19 protein-coding genes are annotated in these 20852 nt (G+C 44.4%); 6 read left to right on the forward strand and 13 right to left on the reverse strand.

Annotated elements, in window-relative coordinates:
- The first annotated feature begins 109 nt into the window (after positions 1 to 109).
- Positions 110 to 1477, forward strand: coding sequence for an LLM class flavin-dependent oxidoreductase (locus FTT83_RS06575; RefSeq protein WP_180176452.1), 1368 nt, complete (start codon positions 110 to 112; stop codon positions 1475 to 1477).
- A gap of 300 nt (positions 1478 to 1777) precedes the next feature.
- Positions 1778 to 3139, forward strand: a complete 1362-nt coding sequence (locus FTT83_RS06580) for an LLM class flavin-dependent oxidoreductase (RefSeq protein WP_180042903.1) — start codon at positions 1778 to 1780, stop codon at positions 3137 to 3139.
- A gap of 115 nt (positions 3140 to 3254) precedes the next feature.
- Here FTT83_RS06580 and FTT83_RS06585 read toward each other — a convergent pair whose 3' ends face one another.
- Together FTT83_RS06585 and FTT83_RS06590 are read right to left on the reverse strand one after the other, a co-directional pair.
- Positions 3255 to 4082 (reverse strand): ABC transporter ATP-binding protein, encoded by an 828-nt coding sequence (locus FTT83_RS06585; protein WP_180042902.1) that lies wholly within the window; start codon positions 4080 to 4082, stop codon positions 3255 to 3257.
- Positions 4083 to 4119: 37 nt separating this feature from the next.
- Complete coding sequence (locus FTT83_RS06590) at positions 4120 to 4335, reverse strand: molybdopterin-binding protein (protein WP_086176493.1); 216 nt, start codon at positions 4333 to 4335, stop codon at positions 4120 to 4122.
- A 229-nt stretch (positions 4336 to 4564) separates the two neighbouring features.
- On the opposite strand from FTT83_RS06590, the gene FTT83_RS06595 reads away from it, so the two are divergent.
- Entirely contained in the window at positions 4565 to 5653 is a 1089-nt protein-coding gene (locus tag FTT83_RS06595; protein WP_180080937.1) for a sigma-54-dependent Fis family transcriptional regulator, read from the forward strand.
- Positions 5654 to 5844: 191 nt separating this feature from the next.
- On the opposite strand, the gene FTT83_RS06600 is transcribed toward FTT83_RS06595, so the two are convergent.
- The 10 genes from FTT83_RS06600 to FTT83_RS06645 all read right to left on the reverse strand — a co-directional run bounded on the left by FTT83_RS06600 (position 5845) and on the right by FTT83_RS06645 (position 16887).
- The gene (locus FTT83_RS06600) at positions 5845 to 6675 is read right to left on the reverse strand and encodes an ABC transporter permease (protein WP_180080939.1); all 831 of its coding nucleotides are present in this window, start codon (positions 6673 to 6675) and stop codon (positions 5845 to 5847) included.
- A gap of 22 nt (positions 6676 to 6697) precedes the next feature.
- A complete protein-coding gene (locus tag FTT83_RS06605) occupies positions 6698 to 7531 on the reverse strand; it encodes an ABC transporter ATP-binding protein (protein WP_180080941.1) in 834 nt (277 codons plus the stop codon).
- Positions 7532 to 7552: 21 nt separating this feature from the next.
- Positions 7553 to 8581 carry an ABC transporter substrate-binding protein gene (locus tag FTT83_RS06610; protein ID WP_180176453.1) on the reverse strand — a complete coding sequence of 343 codons (1029 nt, stop codon included), beginning with the start codon at positions 8579 to 8581 and terminating at the stop codon, positions 7553 to 7555.
- A gap of 11 nt (positions 8582 to 8592) precedes the next feature.
- On the reverse strand, positions 8593 to 9405 hold the full coding sequence (locus FTT83_RS06615; protein WP_180176454.1) for an ABC transporter permease: 813 nt from the start codon (positions 9403 to 9405) through the stop codon (positions 8593 to 8595).
- A 2-nt stretch (positions 9406 to 9407) separates the two neighbouring features.
- Positions 9408 to 10253 (reverse strand): ABC transporter permease, encoded by an 846-nt coding sequence (locus FTT83_RS06620; protein ID WP_373456112.1) that lies wholly within the window; start codon positions 10251 to 10253, stop codon positions 9408 to 9410.
- Positions 10247 to 11497: an MFS transporter gene (locus FTT83_RS06625; protein WP_180174594.1), complete on the reverse strand. Its 1251-nt coding sequence runs from the start codon at positions 11495 to 11497 to the stop codon at positions 10247 to 10249. Before FTT83_RS06625 ends, FTT83_RS06620 begins: the two co-directional genes overlap by 7 nt.
- Before the next feature lie 15 nt (positions 11498 to 11512).
- Complete coding sequence (locus FTT83_RS06630) at positions 11513 to 12568, reverse strand: ABC transporter substrate-binding protein (protein WP_180080951.1); 1056 nt, start codon at positions 12566 to 12568, stop codon at positions 11513 to 11515.
- 25 nt (positions 12569 to 12593) lie between these two features.
- Positions 12594 to 14093 (reverse strand): carbohydrate porin, encoded by a 1500-nt coding sequence (locus tag FTT83_RS06635; RefSeq protein WP_180080953.1) that lies wholly within the window; start codon positions 14091 to 14093, stop codon positions 12594 to 12596.
- 94 nt (positions 14094 to 14187) lie between these two features.
- Entirely contained in the window at positions 14188 to 15696 is a 1509-nt protein-coding gene (locus tag FTT83_RS06640) for an amidohydrolase family protein (protein ID WP_180080955.1), read from the reverse strand.
- 342 nt (positions 15697 to 16038) lie between these two features.
- A complete protein-coding gene (locus FTT83_RS06645) occupies positions 16039 to 16887 on the reverse strand; it encodes an SDR family oxidoreductase (RefSeq protein ID WP_180176455.1) in 849 nt (282 codons plus the stop codon).
- A 236-nt stretch (positions 16888 to 17123) separates the two neighbouring features.
- Between FTT83_RS06645 and FTT83_RS06650 the strand changes: the two genes are divergently transcribed.
- The 3 genes from FTT83_RS06650 to phoR all read left to right on the forward strand — a co-directional run bounded on the left by FTT83_RS06650 (position 17124) and on the right by phoR (position 20148).
- On the forward strand, positions 17124 to 17813 hold the full coding sequence (locus FTT83_RS06650) for a TetR/AcrR family transcriptional regulator (protein ID WP_180080959.1): 690 nt from the start codon (positions 17124 to 17126) through the stop codon (positions 17811 to 17813).
- 240 nt (positions 17814 to 18053) lie between these two features.
- Positions 18054 to 18764 (forward strand): phosphate regulon transcriptional regulator PhoB, encoded by a 711-nt coding sequence (phoB, locus tag FTT83_RS06655; protein ID WP_180080961.1) that lies wholly within the window; start codon positions 18054 to 18056, stop codon positions 18762 to 18764.
- A 25-nt stretch (positions 18765 to 18789) separates the two neighbouring features.
- A complete protein-coding gene (gene phoR, locus FTT83_RS06660) occupies positions 18790 to 20148 on the forward strand; it encodes a phosphate regulon sensor histidine kinase PhoR (protein ID WP_086196671.1) in 1359 nt (452 codons plus the stop codon).
- An 11-nt stretch (positions 20149 to 20159) separates the two neighbouring features.
- Here phoR and FTT83_RS06665 read toward each other — a convergent pair whose 3' ends face one another.
- Positions 20160 to 20807 (reverse strand): glutathione S-transferase, encoded by a 648-nt coding sequence (locus FTT83_RS06665; RefSeq protein WP_166169825.1) that lies wholly within the window; start codon positions 20805 to 20807, stop codon positions 20160 to 20162.
- Between the last annotated feature and the right edge of the window lie 45 nt (positions 20808 to 20852).

Consider the following 20852-nt stretch of genomic DNA (forward strand, 5'->3'; position numbering starts at 1 on the left):
TTCCTGCTTAATCCATATTTTTTATATGGATTTAATTTTATCGTATTTTTAAGCCTGAAAATTCCTTGTTATAACCAGCTGACAACATAAAAAACACAAGGTTTTTCTCATGGCTGAACGTAAAATCCGTCTTGGTGCTTTTATTCCAACCACTTCTCAGCATGCTGCCGGCTGGCGTCATCCGGACTCACGTCCGCAGAATCATTTAAATATTGACTATGCCATTGAGCTGGTCAAAACGGCAGAACGTGGTTTATTTGATGCCTACTTTTTGGCGGACACTTTAGCTGTACGCGGCGACTGGGGTTCCGCCACCAGCAAAGGCTGGGGTCTGGGCGATAAAGATACTGGCTTTGAACCAGTCACCCTATTCGCTGCCCTGTCTGCAGTGACGAAAAATATTGGTTTTGTCGCTACTGCATCGACCACCTATGAGCACCCATATACGCTGGCACGCAAATACGCCTCACTGGATCATATTTCCAAAGGACGTGCGGCATGGAATGTAGTCACCACAGCCTCTAAACAAGTCGCGCGCAATTTTGGCCTGTCCGAACATCCAGATGCAAAAAGCCGCTATGCACGTGCACATGAATTTATTGAGGTTGCACAGAAACTCTGGGATTCTTGGGAAGATGATGCCTTTGTATATGACAAAGTCTCTGGACAGTTTTTCCAGCCAGAAAAATTTCATGAACCTCAGCACAAGGGCAAATATTTTGAAGTGCAAGGAGCATTAAACGTAGCGCGCCCGCCACAGGGCTATCCGGTAATTGTACAGGCAGGTCAGTCGGAAGATGGCCGTGAGCTGGCTGGAAAATATGCCGAAGTGATTTTTACTGCCCAGCAGAATTTAGCCGATGCACAGGAATTTTACCGTGATGTGAAAGGTCGTTTAGCTAAATATGGCCGTCATCCGGATGACCTGAAAATCATGCCGGGTGTTTCGATTTTTGTGGCAAAAACGGCAGAAGAAGCACAGGAAAAATACGATCTGTTAAACAGTCTTATTCATCCACAAGTCGGTCTGGGTCTGCTTTCCGGTTTGGCCGGCGGAATCGATCTGGAACAATATGACATCGATGAGCCTTTCCCTGAACTGGATAAAAGCTTGATCAATTTTGGCAGTCGCCAGCAGATGATGATTGATATTGCCCGCAAGCATAACTTTACCATCCGCCAACTGTATGAATATGTAGCCTCTGCACGTGGCCACTGGACGCTGGTGGGTACTCCTGAGCAGATTGTGAACCAGCTACAAGAATGGTTTGAAAATGAAGCTGCAGATGGCTTTAATATTCTGCCACCAAGTACTCCAGCAGGCCTGAACGATTTTGTTGAGCTGATTGTGCCAGAACTGCAGCGTCGCGGTCTGTTCCGTACTGAATATGAAGGTAGCACCCTTCGTGAAAACTTGGGACTGAAACGTCCGGAAAATCAGTATGTACTGGCGCAAAAACAAGCGCAGGCCTCTTAATTCAAGAACTACCCAAATGCCCTTCGGGGCATTTTTTATGTATTTTGAAATTCACCTCATTTTAATCTTTCTCATCACTACTTTGCCCCAAAGTATTCTTTTTTGAAGATCGACCTTATTTCATATAAGTACTGCATTTTTTCTACTGTTGCATTTGCAACAAAGCAACTTTTTTACTGCTGAACATTAAACACATAAAAATATTATGTATTTTATATTATTGTTTTAATTATATTTTTAAAATGGCATGCATCTTGAAATAGACACTATTGAGAAAAATACACTTCATAGGATAGAACAATGTCTAAGCGTCAAATTAAACTCGGTGCCTTTATTCCCACAACATCGCAACATGCTGCCGGCTGGCGTCATCCTGAATCGCGTCCGCAAGATCATTTAAATATTGATTATGCAATTGAACTGGCACGAACAGCAGAAAAAGGCTTATTTGACGCCTATTTCCTTGCCGATGGTTTATCGGTCAGTTGGGGTAATGCAAAAGAAGGCCAACGCGGTTTAGGCGACAAAGCGGTCGGTTTTGAACCGGTGACCTTATTTGCAGCCCTTTCAGCAGTGACCCAAAATATCGGTTTTATTGCCACCGCATCGACCACTTATGAAGATCCCTACATTTTGGCGCGTAAATATGCCTCGCTGGATCATATTTCCAAAGGTCGGGCTGCCTGGAATGTCGTAACCACAGCTTCAGCTGATACCGCACGTAACTTCGGACTGGAACAGCATCCTGATCCGAAAACACGCTATGAACGTGCTGATGAATTCATTGAAGTGACACAAAAACTCTGGGATTCCTGGGAGGATGATGCCTTCCTTTACAATAAGGAAAGCGGCCAATTTTTTGATGTCAGCAAATTCCACGAACCCAAACATCAAGGAAAATACTTTAAAGTTGAGGGTGCCTTAAATATCTCTCGTCCACCACAAGGCTACCCGGTGATTGTACAGGCAGGTCAATCGGAAAATGGCCGTGAACTGGCAGGTAAATATGCCGAAGTGATTTTCACCGCGCAACAAAACCTGGCCGATGCACAGGAATTTTACCGCGATGTAAAAAGCCGTCTGTTGAAATATGGCCGTCATGCCGATGACTTGAAAATCATGCCGGGTGTATCCATTTTTGTTGCGAAAACTGAACAGGAAGCACAGGAAAAATACCAGTTATTAAACAGCCTGATTCATCCCAAAGTTGGCTTAAGTTTACTGTCAGGTTTATCCGGTGGAATTAACCTGGAGAAATATGACCTGGATGCCCCCTTCCCTAAACTGGAAGATGCCGATATTAATTTCTCCAGCCGCCAGCAGATGATGATTGATATTGCGCGTAAGCACAATTTCAGCATTCGCCAGCTGTATGAATATATTGCCTCGGCACGTGGGCACTGGACGCTGGTGGGTACACCGGAACAGGTGGTCGATCAGCTACAGAACTGGTTTGAAAATGAAGCGGCGGATGGTTTTAATATTTTGCCACCGACCACCCCTGCCGGTCTGAATGACTTTGTGGAATTTATTGTGCCGGAATTACAACGCCGTGGCTTATTCCGTACCGAATATGAAGGCAAAACCTTACGCGAAAACTTAGGTTTAAAACGTCCTGAAAACCAGTATGTTGTGGCAGGTCAGCAAGTCAAAGCATCTTGATTGAAAAGCAGTTGAATATCCCTCACCCGTGAGGGATTTTTTATTTCTGGCTGTTTTAAGCAGACATTAAAAAAACCTACTTTACGCAGGCTTTTGGATAAAATAGAAGATAGGATTACCAAGCAAATTGATAATCTGAAAATTTCGCTGCCGGTTTATTATGGTGTAACTGGTCTTTTAACGGATCGCTAAAATCCGTCAAAATGTCATTTTTAATATTGTGCAAACGTACATCTTCACGTTTACGCGGATGGGCAACCGGGACATCAACAATACGTTTAATCCGGCCCGGATGGGGTTGCATCACTACTACGCGATCACCTAAAAATACCGCTTCTTCAACGTCATGGGTCACAATCACCATAGTAATTTTTTCTGCCTGCCAAATCCGCTGTAATTCGTCTTGCAGGTTCTGACGGGTTAAGGCATCCAGTGCACCAAAAGGCTCATCCAGAAATAAAATTTCCGGGCGGTTCACCAGACTGCGGGCAATCGCCACACGCTGGTTCATGCCGCCTGAAAGCTGGGATGGATAGGCATTGGCAAAATTGGTCAGATTAACCAATTGCAGATGTTCATCAATCAGCTTGTCTTCTTCAGCCCGTGTCAGCTTACTCTGATGCAGTGCTATACGCACATTTTCACGCACGCTTAACCACGGAAAAAGACGGTGGTCTTGAAACACGATCCCACGCTGTAAACTGGTGCCAAAAATCTTTTTGCCATCCACCTGAATCTGGCCTTGATAGCTATTTTCCAGTCCCACCAATAAGCGTAACAGTGTGGACTTGCCGCAGCCACTGCTGCCGACAATACTGATAAATTCACCCGGCTGGATGTCTAAATTAATATCGTCCAGCACAGTTAAAGCGTCATTGTTTTGTGTCGGATAGGTTTTGCTGAGCTGCTGAATAGATACATGGCCTGTTGCTTGCTGTGTCATCTCTCAATTCTCCTGTAAAGCTTGAGGCACTGGCGAATTAAAGCTTCGCCAGGGACACTTCCGTCGATTTGATCAACACCACAACTTCAGAACCGACTTTAAGGTCTAGGTCTTTGACTGAACGGGTACTGATAATTGAAGTAAACAGACCGGCTTTGGTTTCCACATTTATTTCTGAAACAACGTCACCTTCTAATACTTCTTGAATAATGCCTTTAAACTGGTTACGTACATTTACTGAAGTAATTGCCATTTTAATTCTGCCTTTTGTTATTTAGAGATCTCTAATATAAAACAGATTATTGATTTGCTTTATCTTGATTTATCCTTTAGTTATCCCTATTTTTTTTATCTTTTAAACAGATAAAGAATCCCAGCTTTAATTTATATCTGAAAGCGATAATCAAATACCGATATATTATTTATCATTCCATTTTAAATATTTCATGATGATTAACATTTTCAACAAGTATAAGAATCTCATGTCTATTTTAACCCACCCCAATGTACCCTCTGCCCTGAAGCATAAGCGTGCAACGGCGACGGTATTTGAAGATCCTTTATCACAGGCGCTGCTTGCCCGTATTGAACAGATTGCGCCAAGTGAAGCCAATGCGTTGATTATTGGCGACACCGGTACGGGCAAAGAACTGGTCGCCCGGCAGATTCATCAGCTCAGCCATCGTGCCAAAGGCCCGTTTGTGGCGGTGAACTGTGGCGCTTTCACCGAATCATTAGTCGAAAGTGAACTTTTTGGACACGAAAAAGGGGCTTTTACCGGTGCAATCCATACCCGTGTGGGCTGGTTTGAAGCAGCCCATAATGGCACTTTATTTTTAGATGAAATTGGCGATTTATCCCTGTCGATGCAAGTCAAATTATTACGAATTTTACAGGAACGCGAAATCGTGCGTGTCGGTTCGCTCAGGCCGATTCCAATCAATGTTCGCATTATTGCCGCGACCAATGTCGATCTGGAAAAAGCCGTACAGGACGGACGTTTCAGGGAAGATTTATTCTATCGTCTACATGTGGCTTTACTCAGAATTCCAAAGCTTGCAGAGCGTCGTGATGACATTCTGCCGCTGGCAAAACACTTTATTCAAGTCTACCAGACCGACCCGCATGCGACCCCATTGCGCCTCAGTCAACTGGCGCTCAAAAAGCTGACTTTGCACCCTTGGCCCGGCAATATCCGCGAGTTGGAAAATACCATTCACCATGCCGTTTTAGTCAGTAAAAATGGCGTGATTGAACCGGAAGATATTACTTTCTCCAGTATTCAATCGATTGCCCAGAAAACTGAACCTTTTAGCTTTGCTTCAACTGCTTCAGTGAATGGAACAATTAAGGATCTTCAGGATGCAGGACAACTTTTGGAACAGACATTTCAGCGTATTTTTCAGTCTTCGGAACAGTTTAAACAGACCAATATCAATGAGCTGATTGAAGAAAAATTTATTCGTAGTGCCTATCAATACTGCCAGTACAACCAGGTACATACGGCCAAATTATTAGGCGTGACCCGTAATGTCATTCGTACCCGGTTAATTAAATATGGTTTATTATAAATATCCTCTCATTTATTTTATTATGCTTTTATTTTACTATTTAAATTTTAACCTGATAATAAAAAACCTCGATTTATCTATCGAGGTTTTTTATTAGTCTTCTTTTATAAATTCCTTTTTATTTCTCCCTATGGGAGAAAAATAAAGAGGGTGTGAATAATTATGAAAAAAGTCTATTTTAATGTTTTTTATTATTCGACTGGATTACGTTTCCAGGCCGTAAAGTATTTTTCCAGGCCAATCAAAATATAATTAAATGATAATCCGACTAAGGTAATCACTAAAATTCCCACGAACATTTGTGGAATTTCAAAACTGAACTGTGAATACATAATCAGATAACCCAGTCCTGCTTTGGCACCAAACATTTCTACTGCCACCAAAGCCAGGATCGAGATCGCACCGGCCAGACGGATACCGACAAATATGGTCGGGACAGAAGCGGGTAAAATCACTTTACGGAACAGTTGATAGGGTTTTAAGCCCATGGTCCGTGCGGATTTAATCAGTAGTGGATCAACCGTTTGTACGCCGGTAATGGTATTTAAAAGAATTGGCCAGGTGCAGGCATAGACCAGTAAACTGATTTTAGAGGCTTCGCCAATGCCTAAAAATAAAATAAACAACGGCATTAAGGCCAACGCCGTGGTGTTACGAAACAGTTCCAACAATGGGTTTAAAGTTTCTGCAACCAGTTTGTACCAACCAATCACCAAACCCAGTGGAATGGCAATCGCTAAGGCCAAAACAAAACCAATAATCGAGCGCTGAATACTGGCAAAGAAATGCGTACCCAATTGACCACTTTGATAGAGCTGCCATGCCGTATCCAGGACGACTGACAACGGTGGTAAAAATGCGGGACTGACCACACCTAAGCGTGGCAAACTTTCCCAAAGTAATAAAAATAAAATGATGGCAATACTGCGTTTAAAAATGGTGTTCAGCCAGCTTAGTTCCAGGCGTGGTTTGGACGGGCTAAAGGTCGGGCTATGCGGAATCGCCTGTTGAGTCGATGACATGATGAATAATCCTCAATTTTATTTATGCGTGAGCAAGCTGTTTGTCTTTTTCGAGTGCTTGCGCCTTAATCACTTCTTCGCTGAGCTGTGACCAGATTTGATGACGAATTTTGCCGTATTCGGCCGTGGAGCGAATGTCCTCACCTTTGGCTTTCAGGCTGACTGGAATGTCGATGACTTCCTTAATCCGTCCCGGTCTAGAGGTCATAATGGCCACGCGCTGACTCAGGAAAATTGCTTCATCAATACTATGAGTAATGAAAACAATGGTTTTTTTCGAGCTTTGCCAGATTTTAATCAGTTCTTCTTGCAGGGTTTCACGGGTTTGTGCATCCAGTGCAGCAAAGGGTTCATCCATCAATAAAATTTCAGGTTCATAGGCGAGGCTGCGTGCAATTGCGACACGCTGTTTCATGCCGCCTGAAAGTTCGTTCGGATAATGTTTTTCAAAACCGGACAGCCCGACCAGTTGCAGGTAATACAAAGCTTTTTCACGGCGAGTTTTTTTATCTACACCTTTGGCTTCCAGACCAAATTCAATATTTTCTAAAGCGGTCAGCCAGGGATACAGCGCATATTGCTGAAACACAATGCCACGATCCAGACCGGGTTGGCTAATCTGTTTGCCACTGAGTAAGATCTGTCCCGAAGAAGGTTTGGTCAGTCCGGCAATCAGGTCAAGTAAAGTTGATTTACCGCAGCCGCTAGGACCCACGATGGAAACAAATTCACCTTGCTGAATATCTAAAGTGACATCTTCAACCGCCACGAATTCAGGTTTGTAGTTTTTGCTATTGGGATGATTTTGTGCGGGAAAAACCTTACGCACATGATCTAAATTTAAAGCACTGGTCATGGTTATATTCCTTTTTTAATCTTAATTTTTTTGTGCTGCATAAGGATTAAATTCATTGCTGTACAACGTGCTGACATTGAGCTGATGCGGCTTTAATTTCTGCTCTTGTACCAAAGCCTTGACCCAAGGCGCGAAGTCTTGATCTTTTTGCACCCCACCCACTGCATGTACACCGGTTCCGGTATAAAACGGGATCAGGACTTTGGTTTCGTTGCGCTGACGTTTATCAATAATGCTTTCCATACGCGCAATAATTTGTTCTTTTGGTGTGTTGTGTAGCCACTCTTGTGCACGTGCCACACCATTGACAAAGGTTTTGGCCAGCTCCGGGTTTTGCTCAATAAAGTCACGGCGCATTGAATAACTGCCGGCAGTAAATGGTCCGTATAACTCAATATCTTTAAACACCGGACGTACACCGCCGCTCTTTAATGCGCGTTTTTCCAAAATGCCCGAGAACACGGCAATATCAATTTGCCCATTGCGTAAGGCTTGCTCGGCACTGATTGGCGGCAAGACAATCAGCTCCACCTCACGAATTTCTTTTTCGGTTAAACCATGACGCAGTAAATAATCTTTCACGATAAATTCATAATGTGCGCCAAAGGCATTTACCGCGACTTTTTTGCCAATAAAATCGCGTGCGCTACGAATCGGGCTATTTTCCAGTACATAGAAACCCACATTCATTTCCGCATCACTGCCATAAGAGGCAACAACCGGTACAACATCCAGACCTGCAGCAATCACTTTGACCACCGCCCCATTAAAGGCCGAGGCAAAGTCGACATCGCCTGCAACCAGCGTGAGTAGGTCTTGTGGACCACCCTGTACCGTGCCGACATAATCCAGTTTAATTTTGCCCAGGTAACCCAAGTCTTGTGCAAGTTCAGGCAAGGACACCAGACCGGGATAACTTTGGTAACGCAAATTCGTCACTGCTGCGGCAGGATTTTTTACCAACTGTTCTGTGCTACAGCCTACAACGACACTTGCACCGATCACGGCAGCCAAGACCGCTTTTTGCCAAAATTTTGGGAGTATTTTCATTGTTATTTCTCCTAGCTACGCTGCTGCCAGCGCAGTACTTTTCGTTCTATCCGCGCAAGAATGCTGTTTAAGATCACCCCGACAATACCAATGCTCAGCATGCCTAAAATAATCAGCGACACATTAAATTGCTCACGGCCACGGATGACCAGATTACCCAGCCCAACGCCATAATTTGCCAGTAAAAATTCTGAACCCACGGTTGCCAGCCAGGCAAAAATCAAACCCAGTTGCAGACCGACAAAAATCTGTGGACTGGCTGCCGGTAGAATGAGTTTGCGATAGGTGTAGTGTTTGGGAAATTGATAGACTCTTGCGACTTCGCTGTATTTGGCGCTAATGCTGCTCACGCCTTCAAGACTATGCAGTGCCACGGGATAGAATACCGAAAGGCTGATAAACAGGATTTTTGCACCGTTGCCATAACCTAAAAAGGTCGAGATCAACGGCAACCATGCAAACAGTGACACCTGACGTAATACGTTAAAACCGGGTGCAAATAACCAGTTGATCCAGCGTGTAGTCCCTAAAGCCACACCAAAGGTCACGCCCAGACTTGCGCCAATTGCATAGCCGACAAAATTACGACTTAAGCTCGCCACAAAACCCTGCCAAAATTCGGCTTGGCTAAAGCTCTGGATTGCTCCGTTGAATACCGTCAAGGGTGATGGAATCAGTTTGGCATCCAGCCACTGTAAGGCTGAAGCCACGGTCCAGAGTGCAATAAAGGCGAGGGGTAAAATCAAGGCTTGCAGCACTTTAATACTTTTTTCCACAGCTGAATTTACACGGATGGCTGATTTTTCAAGACTGAGTTCTGACATGATTAACCCCCTACCCGTGTTGCATAAAAACGAGCAAGACGTTCAAAAGCAGCCAAACCACTGTCCAGAACAAAACCCGTGATGCCAATTAAAATAATGCCCATGAAAATAATATCCATCTGCATCAATTGACGTCCCCAGACCATGAGGAAGCCAATGCCTTCACTGCTTGCCAGTAATTCCACAAACACTAGAGCCAGCCACGCCTGCATCACGCCTTGGCGTAAACCGCTAATAATCGCAGGGAGGCTTGCCGGTAAAATCACCTTGGAAAAAGTCTGGAATTTAGAAAACTGGTAAACCAGTGCCACTTCAATTAAACGGTTTGGTACTTGCTGAATGCCTTTAAAGGTTGCGATCAGCACCGGTGAAACCACGGCTAATGAGATCGCGACAATCTTCAAGGCTTCATCAATACCCAAGAAAATCATCAGCAGTGGAATCCAGCCAATAATTGGAAACTGGGTCAGGAGCTGAATCGTTGGCAAGACAAAACGCTGCGCACGCTGTGATAATGCAAACCAGATCCCCAAACTTAAGCCTACGCTCACCCCTAAAGCCACGCTCCAGAAAATACGTTTGGCACTGGTGGCAAAGTGGAATTGCAAATCGCCAGACTGCCAAAGTTCAACAGTGGTCGTCCACACCAATTGTGGCGCTGGCAAAATTTGCTCTGGCAACCACTGCTGCACGGTTGCCACATGCCACACCGCCAAAAACAACACCGGTAGCAGCAGACCACAAGCCAATTGCAAGGTTACTTTCAGGTATTTCTTAAAAAATTCAAATGCACTACGGTAACTTTGCCACTGTACCGAATGTGTGCTTACATTCGTAAGGCTCATGATTCTTGTCCTTCTGCTGGTTGTTGTGAATCATCAGGCTTTAAAAAAGAGATAAATGCCTGATCACGAGAGATCAATAAAATCAGTCCGATAAAGGCCAGACCAATCGGGAAAAACAGGTTTTGTAAGCCTACACTGGCACCCAATGCAGCCCCTAAAAAGCCGCCAAACAAGCCACCGGCTGGGCCAACCAGCGCTACAATCGGTGAAATTTTTGCCATTGCGGTTTGTTCGCCCACCCTGGCAAATGCCATAAGGTTGGCAATGTGCAGCATGCCCAAACCAAGACCCAGCATCAGCGATGCCGGCCACATCCAGAATGTAATCGGCGTGATGGCTAAAATCAGTAAGGCACTGCCCATTAAGCTCAGTCCGATCCAGTAAAATTTCGGATAGCCAATCAGTTCGGCCCAACCGCCCAGGGTAAATAAGGAACCGACAAAAACCAGGCCTTGGGTCGTCAACAACATGACTGCCGCCGATTCAGCCATGGAGAAGCTTTGAATGGCGATGACGACAATGAAAAAACCAAAAAAGTTATTGGCCAGACTGCTTAAAAACTCTAAAGCGCAGACCATACGCAAGGCAGCATGGGCTTTCAGTAATGCCAGTGGGGCAACTACATCTCGCCATTGAAAATGCGGTGCATTGGCTGCAGCCTGATGTACTTGCTGAAAGCAAAACGGGGCAAAAAATAGCGTGGCCAGAAACATTAAGGCCACACAGTAAAAACTGCTGCTATAACCAAAGTGCTGAATCAGCAAGACGGTTAAAGCCGGGGCGATCAGGAAAAATCCCATCATGTGTGAACCCCTGAACCAGCCTGCTTTGGCTGGCCCAAGACGCTTTAAATTGCTCAGGAAAACGGTATTAATCGAGACAAAGCGCATCGGCAAGACAAAGCTCACCAAGGCTGTCAATGCCAGTAAATACCAGGCACTTTCCTGCAGTGGGGTGAGCGCATACAAAGCTGCACCCATCACACTACCCAGACTAAAAACTTTCAGTGAACCGAGACGCTGCACCATGACCCCAATCGGCAGCGCCATCAGCAGAATGCCTGCACTTTGCGCTGCTGCAATCAGTCCCAACTGAAGCTCTGTTGCTTCGAGCTGCACGGCGTACAATGAAATCAAAATACGGGCAACACCGACGCCTAAACCGGCAATAATGGTCAAAAGTACAAAACTGCCCATGAATTTTGCGCTCAGGGGGCTAAGGACAACATTGCTTTCAATCGGATTCATAACCACATTCCTGAATTATTTCGGCTGACCATTGGCATTAAATGCACGCCAATAGTTCTGTAAATTCAGTTCTTTCAAGGCATTGTTTAAGTACTTCGGCTCATACCAGGTTTTGGTATCGACATCGCGGCGGATGAGTTTTGCGTCTTTGGCAATTTTTAATGCGCTGTCAATTTGTGCACGATGAAACTCGTCCAGTAATGGCGAAGTACGGTCTTTCAAGTTCCAGCCATCCCAAGTTTTTTGGTAATCGACCAGTGGTATACCGCTTTGTGACCACAGCTTATACTGGGTGACACGGTTGGCTTCTTCCGAGCTCCACTTTGCCTGTTTGATCAGCGTGGTAACGACTCGCTGCGTCACTTCTGGATATTGTTTTTCAAAACTTTCAGTTACCCAGAAATGCGCCAGTGGGGCAACTTTTGGATCTTTAATTTCAATAAGCTTCTTGGCGACCCCACGTGAAACCAGACTAAAGGGTGAAGTAATCGCAGCATCAATATCCCCGGTGGCCAGTGCGGTACGCGCAGAGTAAGCGTCTTGTGAAATGACACGTAAGTCACGTTCAGTAAAGCCATATTTAGCCAGGACACGGTTAAAAACGATCTGTTGATTTGTCCCTTTAAAGATTGAAAACTTCTTGCCCTTTAAGTCTGCAAATGACTTGGCATTTGAACTCGCAGGCACTACTACATAGGTTGGGCCAAAGCGGCCAGTTGAAAATAGCACCTTGGTTTTAAGGCCCGTTGAACGACCCACCAATGACGGCAAGTCGCCATGTAAAGCAAAATCGACTTTACCGTTGGCTAAGGCTTCATTGGTGGCAGGTCCTGCACCCGGAAAGAATAACCATTTCACTGCAATGCCATCTTTCTTAAATTCCTGTTCCAACACACCACGTAAATGCGCTGAAGCAACAAAGCTCCCGCCTGTTTTTGGCTTACCGCCTTCACCGGCACCCGACATAGAAATGCGGATTTCTTTCGGGTTGGCGGCATGGATGTGTAAACTTAAACCGAATGCGGAGAGGGCTAGAAATGTTGCCGCAATTTTTTTAGAAAAAAGTTTCATTAAATCTGTTCCTTAACAATCAAAATTAAAAGGTGTACTGGAATTGCGCCTGCAATTCGTTAGTGTCTTTTTGGGTGGCAGTCTCAATGTCATAAATGTAGTGATTGAGCTGTAACTGGAATTTGGTGGTCTGGGCAAAAAACAGGTTGAGACCCAGTGAATGAATGTCATATTCACCTATACGGCCACTTGCACTATCGAGATAATCTTTCTGATTTTTATTCGGGTTATAGCTGTCGTAACGGTAGTAACCCTGAACTGATTTCGGCCAGAAATCATCAAACTTGGCATTGGATTTAATGCTGTTATAGAACTGGTCACCCAAGGTATAAAATGCAGTGACGGTATGGCCTTCTGCTTTGGCTTCTTTTATGGCTGGTACAGTCGTATCGATATAATTTGTCTTGCCCTGCAGATATTCATAGGTCACGCCAAAGGGTGCATGGTTGTAATACACGTCAAAACCAAGGCGATCACGTTTGGCTTTGTTGTCGCTAATGCCTGAGCCGGATAATTTTGCTTCGCCTTTAATATAGGACGCACCGAATTTCAGCTCGCGAAGCCAGCTGGCATAATCCACAGGTAAGGTAAATGCCACGCGACCAATATAATCTTTGCTATTGTTGTCATCGGTTTTATTACTGCCATTACCGTTGGTCACCCCAAGCGCGTATTCAAATAGTGGGGCACGATAGTTCGCACCATAGTCCACAAATGGCTTGACATCGCCACGCACAATCAAGCCATTTTGACGGGTAAATAAACCTAGATACGTGGGTGCGGTTGCAGTGCTGATAGTGGGGCGTAAATCTTCCGGAGATTGCACATCCAAGCCGAATGGCAAGAGTTGTTGACCCAAAGTCAGGTTCAGCTTGGGAACTTCTGCACCGCCATTGGTGGAAAATACGTGATAGCGCAGATAAGCATCCAGCAAGTTAAAGTTACTGTTGTTGCTGCCATCATTACGTTTTGAATAGCCGAATGAGGCTTGGTAATCGAGGTTTTTGCCTTCGTTATAATCTTTAAACAAGTTACCGCGCACGCCCAGCAATGCCGTACCCACATCAAAGCTCGATTTAGGCGTATTGGGCGCAGTGTTATTGTCCTGCACATTGGCACGCAGTTGCACCGTACCGAATAAAGTCGTATCGCGGGTCGACTTCACGGTTTGACGTTCATACTGACGAGACTGGTCATATTTATAGTTTTCGATATCGGCACGTAAACCTTCAATATCGTCGGATGTTGCAGGGGTCGCTTCAGCCGTTACGACTTCTTCGCCAGTTTCGCTGTCTTGAGCGGTCAGTTCTTCGCTGTTATCCGCATTCACAGTGGCTGGAACAACTGCTTTTTTTGTGGATGTCGAACTTTGCACTTCCACTGCATTTAAACGCTGTTGTAAAACTTCAATCTGCTTTTTGAGTCCCTCCAATTGCTTGTTGAGAGTGGCATCCTGGGCAAAACTAAAACTCGATGTCGTCGTCAGAATAAATCCAATCGCAACAGTTAAACTCGTCTTTCTCATTGTTACATTCACTTCATCTATTGTTTTAAATACAAAATTTCCCCTACCCCATGCCAAAGGCATGAGGTTGTTTCAATTTTCCAAATAGTTAGGTTTAAGCGGCCTGATTGTTTTTCAGTTTGTGTTCAACTTGCGTTCCCTTGAAGAAATCAGGATTATTCTCGGTATAGAATTGGTATGGATTGGTGAATACCAGGGCCTTGAAGTCTTCTGCCGTAATCGCGCCTTCTTGAACCAGATCCCAAGTTTCTGCCAACGGCTCAGTTAATTCAGGCACATCCCAATGGCCTGAATCTGATGAATAGAGCGCATTAATTTTCTGACCAAATGGATTACCTTTAGGATTCAATGCACCGACAATCGTGCGATCGTCTGCTTCATTGCCAAAATAGAAGTTCGGTACCCAGCGATCCCAAATGTCTTGTTTGTTTTGTATTTTGGCCAAGGCAAAATCATTTATTTCAGCTGGATTTTGCGTCTGGAAACGTGAAGTTGAAGCCACGCCAAATAAACTCTCGATAATCTCAGCTTCATTCAGTTCACGACCCTGGTACAAGGTATGTCCATATTGACGATAGAGCTCTAGCGCCAATTCACGGTTTAGCCGCTCAGGGTTGTACTGTTGCACATGTTCATTACCGCGTTTTTCAAAACGGTCAACCAGATGAGTTAACACATTTTGTCCCCAGGCAGCCCCTGCTTCCAAAAGTGCAATACGAAGCTGTGGAATACGTTCAGTGACACCGCCAAAAAACAAGGCTTTGGCCAATGCTTCAGAGGCATCGGCAAAATGGTTAATGTGGTTAAACATATAATTGCTTGGTGAATTACGTGCCACCCAGCTTTGACTGCCCGAGTGCGTCGACAGGTTAATCCCCAAATCCACACTCTTTTGCCAGAACGGGTCGTAGTCATATTCACTGTCAATACCGAAGAAATCTAACCAGTAAGCATAACGACGCAGGTCTGTATCTTCAGGATATTTCTCTGCAACAGCCTGAATTGGACGACGTACTGCACCCGGAATCAGGGCAGCTTTTAATCCCAACTTTTGTGCAAACTCGAGTTCCTCAATCCCTTCTTGCGGCGTATTCAGCGGAATCGCAGCCACTGGCGTCAGACGGTCGGCATAAGGCTTATAGATGTCGGCATGGAAATGGTTAATTGCACGGGTTAAGGACAGACGCAGGTCATCATTGGATGAATTAATTGGAAATAAAGACAGATTCGGATAGAGCACAGCATAGTCCGTACCGAGTTCTTCCAGACGCTCATACAATAAGCCCGGTAAGGCAACCGTTGCCAAGTCATAAGTATTTTCTGAAGGGAGTGCCCAAAATGGCGGACGGAATAGACGACGGTTTTTACGTTCTTCCGGGCTGGCGTTGTACCACTCTGCCGCTAATGCGTTTAAACCATTACTTTTTAAATGGCTACGAAATACATCGACCACACGTGAACCCCCATACTGCGCAATATAATCCTCCAGAGCCGGACTATAGGCATTGGTATGGATATCCGTATCAATCACCGGATAATCAAGTTGAGAACGTACTTGAGCAGCACGCGATTGTTTTGCCTTTAAATCTTTTAAAATTGTCATGAGATTTACCTAATTTCTTATCATTACACCTCCCTGTTATTACAACAAGCATGCCAACATTTTAAGTTATTGTTTTAATTAAATTTATTACAATTATCCCAACCAGAAATGTTGGTTTTAACGCGATATGTGTGTTGATATTCCAACACTTGCTTATTTAAATTCAGCTGGTTTTTTTATTTTTATTTCTTATTTTTAGATATCAAATTATTTCTGAGTCTCTCCTATCACTTTAATTGACGGGTTAAAACTTAAAAAAGCATACTTTGGAGAGGATTTGAAAAGCTGCATTTCAGCACATAAAAAAACCCGCAATTTGCGGGTTTTTTAAAAGCCGTATTTTTAAGCCGATTTTTTGTTTTTATTGCTTAACTTGGTGGCAAATGCTGTGACACGCTGATAACCGGTCGGCAAAATACGCTGGATTAAATCCAGGGTTTTGGCGTCGTTGCCAATCAGCAGACGGCGCTTGTCTTTTTGCACTGCTTCCAAAATTTGGCGGGCTGCTTCTTCAGGCGGACAACGTAATAATTTATTAAAAGACCTGGCTGATTTTTCCGGATGCATGCCTAAAGACCGGATACTGTCATTCATTTTTGCTGCATTGGCAATATTGGTCCGAATACCGCCAGGATGTACACACAGCGCGCTAACACCGCAGTTTTCAATATCCAGTTCCTGCCGCAAGGATTCGGTAAAACCACGCACAGCAAACTTGGTCGCGTTATAGGCAGACTGGGTCGGCTGTGCGGTTAGGCCAAACAGGCTGGAAATATTGATGATATGCCCTTCACCCGATTGTTTGATTAAAGGCAAGAACTCTTTGGTGCCATACACCACGCCCCAGAAATTAATATTCACAATCCATTCCAGTTCTTCGTAACTCGCCCCTTCCACGGTTGAGCCCAATGCCACACCGGCATTGTTAAAAATCATGTTGACGGAACCATGATCCTGAACAGTTTCAGCAGCCCACGCGCGCACTTCTTCCAGTTTGGCCACATTGACTTTTTTTATCGTCACACGGACATGACTGTCTTTGACCAGTTCAACTGTTTTCACCAAACCCTGTTCATTGACATCACTTAAAGACAAATGGCAGCCTTGCTTGGCCAAAAGTACGGCCAATTGCTGCCCAATACCCGACCCTGCACCAGTAATGGCTGCGACTTTATTTTTAAAATTTTTCATGAGCTATCCTTATTCAGCTTGCTGCCTCATCCATCTAAACATTTCGATTGTTTTTCTGTCTGGAAGATTGCAGTTCATCCATCCAATATAATTTTGACAATAACAATTGTCAATATAATATATGGTCTATTCCTCCCTGTACTGGAAAAGCTGCTGCTTTGTTTTAAACATAGGTCTAAAGATAAATTATTGTTAATATAAGGCAAAACCTCGATTTCATTCGGCACACCACATCTATGACTGAACAGCACAAAAATTTCGAAGAAAATCAAAATAAACCGGCAAAAACCAAAGAACGTCAATTTAAAGGGATGTCTTTAAGCGAACGTAAACAGGCACGTCGAGAAAAACTGATTGAAGCCGGAATTGAAGCCTATGGTACACATGGTTTTTTTGCAGTCACAGTCAAAGATATTTGTACGGAAGCCAAACTGACTGAACGCTATTTCTATGAATCCTTTAAGAAAAGTGATGAACTGTTTCAGACCATCTTTTTAAAGCTGATTGATCAGTTACAGCACAATGTCACGCAGGCGATTATGCAGGCCTCGACCGATCCGCGGAAAATGATCGAAGCCGGTTTAACCGCCCTGCTCACCACCTTGAAAGACAATCCGGGTATGGCACGGATTATTTATATTGATGCCATGCTGGTTCAGGAGCTGCATAACCAGGCCACCATCCATGAAACCATGTCACGTTTTGACCGTATGATTCATGCCTTTGTGATGCTGATGATGCCGAACATTAACCGCTCTGAACGTGAAATTTCGATGATTTCGACCGGTTTAAATGGCTATGTCACGCAAATCGCCATCCGCTGGGTGGTCAGTGGTTTCAAGCTCTCCATAGAGGATGTACTGTCTTCTTGCAGTATCGTTTTTTTATCACTGCTTGAGACTTTTTCGAAAAAAGAAAAAATATGATTCCGGCACAGCCCTGGCCACCAAACTATCAAAAAATACTCAACACCTTGAATTTAATATATTTATCTAACTGATTTATTTTAAATTCTTGATTGTATCTTATTTTAAATTGTGACAATTTTTTTGCTAAATTCAGTCGAACTACCTATTCTGCAATGATACTGTCATAATTAATCTTTGTAATAAGCCTGTCATAAATATAAAACGGTCCACCGTTTACGTGAAATAGGGTATTGCGCTGTGAAAGATGACTATATATTAATCGTCGATGATGAGCTCCCGATCCGGGAAATGATCCATACCTCGCTGGATATGGCGGGCTTCCAATGCCTACAGGCTGAAGATGCCAAACAGGCCCATCAAATGATTGTGGATCAACGCCCTGTGCTTATTCTACTCGACTGGATGTTACCGGGTGGTGTCAGCGGTGTAGATCTGTGCCGCCGTCTGAAACGCGATGAAACCCTATCAGAAATTCCCGTGATCATGCTCACTGCCCGCGCTGAAGAAGACCATAAAGTACAAGGTCTGGATGCCGGTGCAGATGACTATATGACCAAACCGTTTTCCACCCGTGAACTGGTTTCCCGCATTAAGGCCGTGTTACGCCGTGCCAATGCCCTAAACGGTGAAAAAACTATTGATGCTAATGGTCTGGTACTCGACCCTGTCAGCCAGCGGGTCAGTCATGGTCATAATATTTTAGAAATGGGACCCACAGAATACCGTTTATTGGCCTTTTTTATGACGCATCCGGAACGTGCCTATACCCGTGCTCAATTGCTGGATCAGGTCTGGGGTGGTAACGTATATATTGAAGATCGTACCATTGACGTACATATCCGTCGTTTGCGTAAAGTGCTGGAACCGTTTGGTGCAGACCGTTATGTACAAACGGTTCGTGGTACAGGTTACCGTTTTTCTACCCGTGCAGATGTCGCTTTAGGTTAGTCGTCATTTAGGTCAACTATATTTTATGTATGAACCCTACCCCGTCCCGGAACTTGCGCGAGAACATAAACAGTTTCGTTACAGCAGTTTATGGACTTTTGCCAAGCAAGATTTACGTCTGCTGGCCTTTTTATTGCTGATCGCAGGTTTAATCGGTTTAGGGATTGGGTATTTCTGGATTTTTATTCTCATCGCCCTTACGGTGTTTTTTGCCTTGCAATTGCGTTCACTGTATCTGGTCAATGAATGGATTTCCAACCGTCCTTATGATGTGCCACCCAGTTTAAATGGCATCTGGGGAGCCTTGCTGTTTAATGTCTATCGTTCGCAGCGTCAGGAGCGTATTGTTCAGGCAGAAATGGTCGGCCTGATTGATCGGGCGCAATCTTCACTGGTGGCGCTGGCTGAAGCGGTGGTACTAATTGATGATCTGCACCAGATTGAATGGTGGAATCCGGCCGCAGAAAAACTCCTGGGTATTCAACCGCTAGATCGCGGTCGCAATATTTTAACCATTCTGCGCCAGCCCAGTTTTATTGAATATTTTAACCATATTGACGAAGCACCCGATGGCCTGAAAATGAAATCTTCGGCCTTTGAAGACCATTATGTACAAGTCAAAATGACCCGCTTTGGTGGGGAAAGCCGCTTACTGGTGGCTTATGACGTGACCCGCATGCATAATCTGGAACAGATGCGCACAGACTTTGTCGACAATATTTCCCATGAATTACGTACCCCGCTTACCGTACTCAGCGGTTATATTGAAACCTTTACCGATCAGGAAGATTTAAACCCGCGCTGGAAACGTGCCTTCGACCAGATGCAGGCGCAAACCAAGCGAATGAATGCCTTGGTGAATGATCTATTGCTATTGTCGCGTTTAGAAAATGACAAAAAAATCGCGAAAAACCAGATTATTGAAATGCCAAGTCTGATGAACCAGCTGTTTGATGACGCACAAGCCTATAATGTCGACTATCACCATGCGCTCAATCTCAACATTGACAGCCATTGCGACCTGATCGGTTCCGAGACCGAGCTGGCCAGTGCCTTTAGCAACCTGATTACCAATGCCATTAAATACACCCCTAAAGGTGGAACCATTACCATGGGCTGGCATGATGACGGTGAACACGGTATCTTTACCGTTCAAGATACCGGCATCGGGATTGATCCCAAACATTTGCCACGTTTAACCGAACGTTTCTATCGTGTGGATAGTGCGCGTAGCCGTCAAACCGGTGGCACTGGCTTAGGTCTGGCCATTGTCAAACATGTGCTGATGCAACACGGCGCACATCTGGAAATTGAATCCAAAGAGAATGAAGGCTCGACTTTTAAAGTCATTTTCCCTAAAGAACGCTTGTACAAACTCTGCTAGACCTGCCTGTTTTAAGTTAGGCTTTGTTCCTTAAACCTGGCTCGCTGAAAAGCAGGCCGTTCCTCAAGACGTTTCAGATATTTGGTTATATTGGGATATGAACCAGATGTTCTGGATTGAATGGCATCGAGTGGAAACCACATCTGAATATCGGCAAAAGAAAATGTTCCAGCAAAATATTCATGCTTGGACAAGTAATCTTCCAGATAAGCAATATGATCTTTTAAACGCGGATGAATAAATCCCGCCTTCACGCCGGAAGTAATTTTATGTGCCACTGGCTTAATCAGCCAGGGTACACGTTTCGGTACATTGTTCATCACCAGTTGCATCAGCAATAACGGCATTAAGGAGCCTTCGGCATAGTGCATCCAGTAACGGTATTGTTGCTGATCTTTTTTAGCCTTCGGTTTAAATTTCTGCGCTGTATCATAACTTTCTTGCAAATGCTGCAAAATCACTGCCGATTCAACAATCGTCTGGTCCTCATCAGTCAAGATCGGTGCTTTAGCCAAAGGATGAACCAGTTTTAATTCAGGCGGTGCAGCAAATGTTGGTAAACGTTTATAAAACTTGACCTGATAATCTTGAGCCAGCTCTTCTAGAGCCCATAAAATTCGAAAAGAACGCGATTGATCTAAATGGTGCAGTGTAATCATTATTTTTTGACCTCTATTTTTATATTTTGATCATGACCGATCGGC

Origin of the sequence: Acinetobacter sp. YH01018, assembly GCF_013420295.1 — a bacterium.
GTDB lineage: Bacteria > Pseudomonadota > Gammaproteobacteria > Pseudomonadales > Moraxellaceae > Acinetobacter.

Excerpts from the sequence above, each read along its gene's own strand:
- FTT83_RS06640 (WP_180080955.1), bottom strand. The coding sequence starts at position 15,696 with ATGACAATTTTAAAAGATTTAAAGGCAAAACAATCGCGTGCTGCTCAA.
- FTT83_RS06625 (WP_180174594.1), bottom strand. The coding sequence starts at position 11,497 with ATGAATCCGATTGAAAGCAATGTTGTCCTTAGCCCCCTGAGCGCAAAA.
- FTT83_RS06575 (WP_180176452.1), top strand. The coding sequence starts at position 110 with ATGGCTGAACGTAAAATCCGTCTTGGTGCTTTTATTCCAACCACTTCT.
- FTT83_RS06650 (WP_180080959.1), top strand. The coding sequence starts at position 17,124 with ATGACTGAACAGCACAAAAATTTCGAAGAAAATCAAAATAAACCGGCA.
- FTT83_RS06635 (WP_180080953.1), bottom strand. The coding sequence starts at position 14,093 with ATGAGAAAGACGAGTTTAACTGTTGCGATTGGATTTATTCTGACGACG.
- FTT83_RS06610 (WP_180176453.1), bottom strand. The coding sequence starts at position 8,581 with ATGAAAATACTCCCAAAATTTTGGCAAAAAGCGGTCTTGGCTGCCGTG.
- phoR (WP_086196671.1), top strand. The coding sequence starts at position 18,790 with ATGTATGAACCCTACCCCGTCCCGGAACTTGCGCGAGAACATAAACAG.
- FTT83_RS06600 (WP_180080939.1), bottom strand. The coding sequence starts at position 6,675 with ATGTCATCGACTCAACAGGCGATTCCGCATAGCCCGACCTTTAGCCCG.
- FTT83_RS06665 (WP_166169825.1), bottom strand. The coding sequence starts at position 20,807 with ATGATTACACTGCACCATTTAGATCAATCGCGTTCTTTTCGAATTTTA.
- FTT83_RS06605 (WP_180080941.1), bottom strand. The coding sequence starts at position 7,531 with ATGACCAGTGCTTTAAATTTAGATCATGTGCGTAAGGTTTTTCCCGCA.
- FTT83_RS06580 (WP_180042903.1), top strand. The coding sequence starts at position 1,778 with ATGTCTAAGCGTCAAATTAAACTCGGTGCCTTTATTCCCACAACATCG.
- FTT83_RS06590 (WP_086176493.1), bottom strand. The coding sequence starts at position 4,335 with ATGGCAATTACTTCAGTAAATGTACGTAACCAGTTTAAAGGCATTATT.
- FTT83_RS06585 (WP_180042902.1), bottom strand. The coding sequence starts at position 4,082 with ATGACACAGCAAGCAACAGGCCATGTATCTATTCAGCAGCTCAGCAAA.
- FTT83_RS06595 (WP_180080937.1), top strand. The coding sequence starts at position 4,565 with ATGTCTATTTTAACCCACCCCAATGTACCCTCTGCCCTGAAGCATAAG.
- FTT83_RS06615 (WP_180176454.1), bottom strand. The coding sequence starts at position 9,405 with ATGTCAGAACTCAGTCTTGAAAAATCAGCCATCCGTGTAAATTCAGCT.
- FTT83_RS06630 (WP_180080951.1), bottom strand. The coding sequence starts at position 12,568 with ATGAAACTTTTTTCTAAAAAAATTGCGGCAACATTTCTAGCCCTCTCC.
- FTT83_RS06645 (WP_180176455.1), bottom strand. The coding sequence starts at position 16,887 with ATGAAAAATTTTAAAAATAAAGTCGCAGCCATTACTGGTGCAGGGTCG.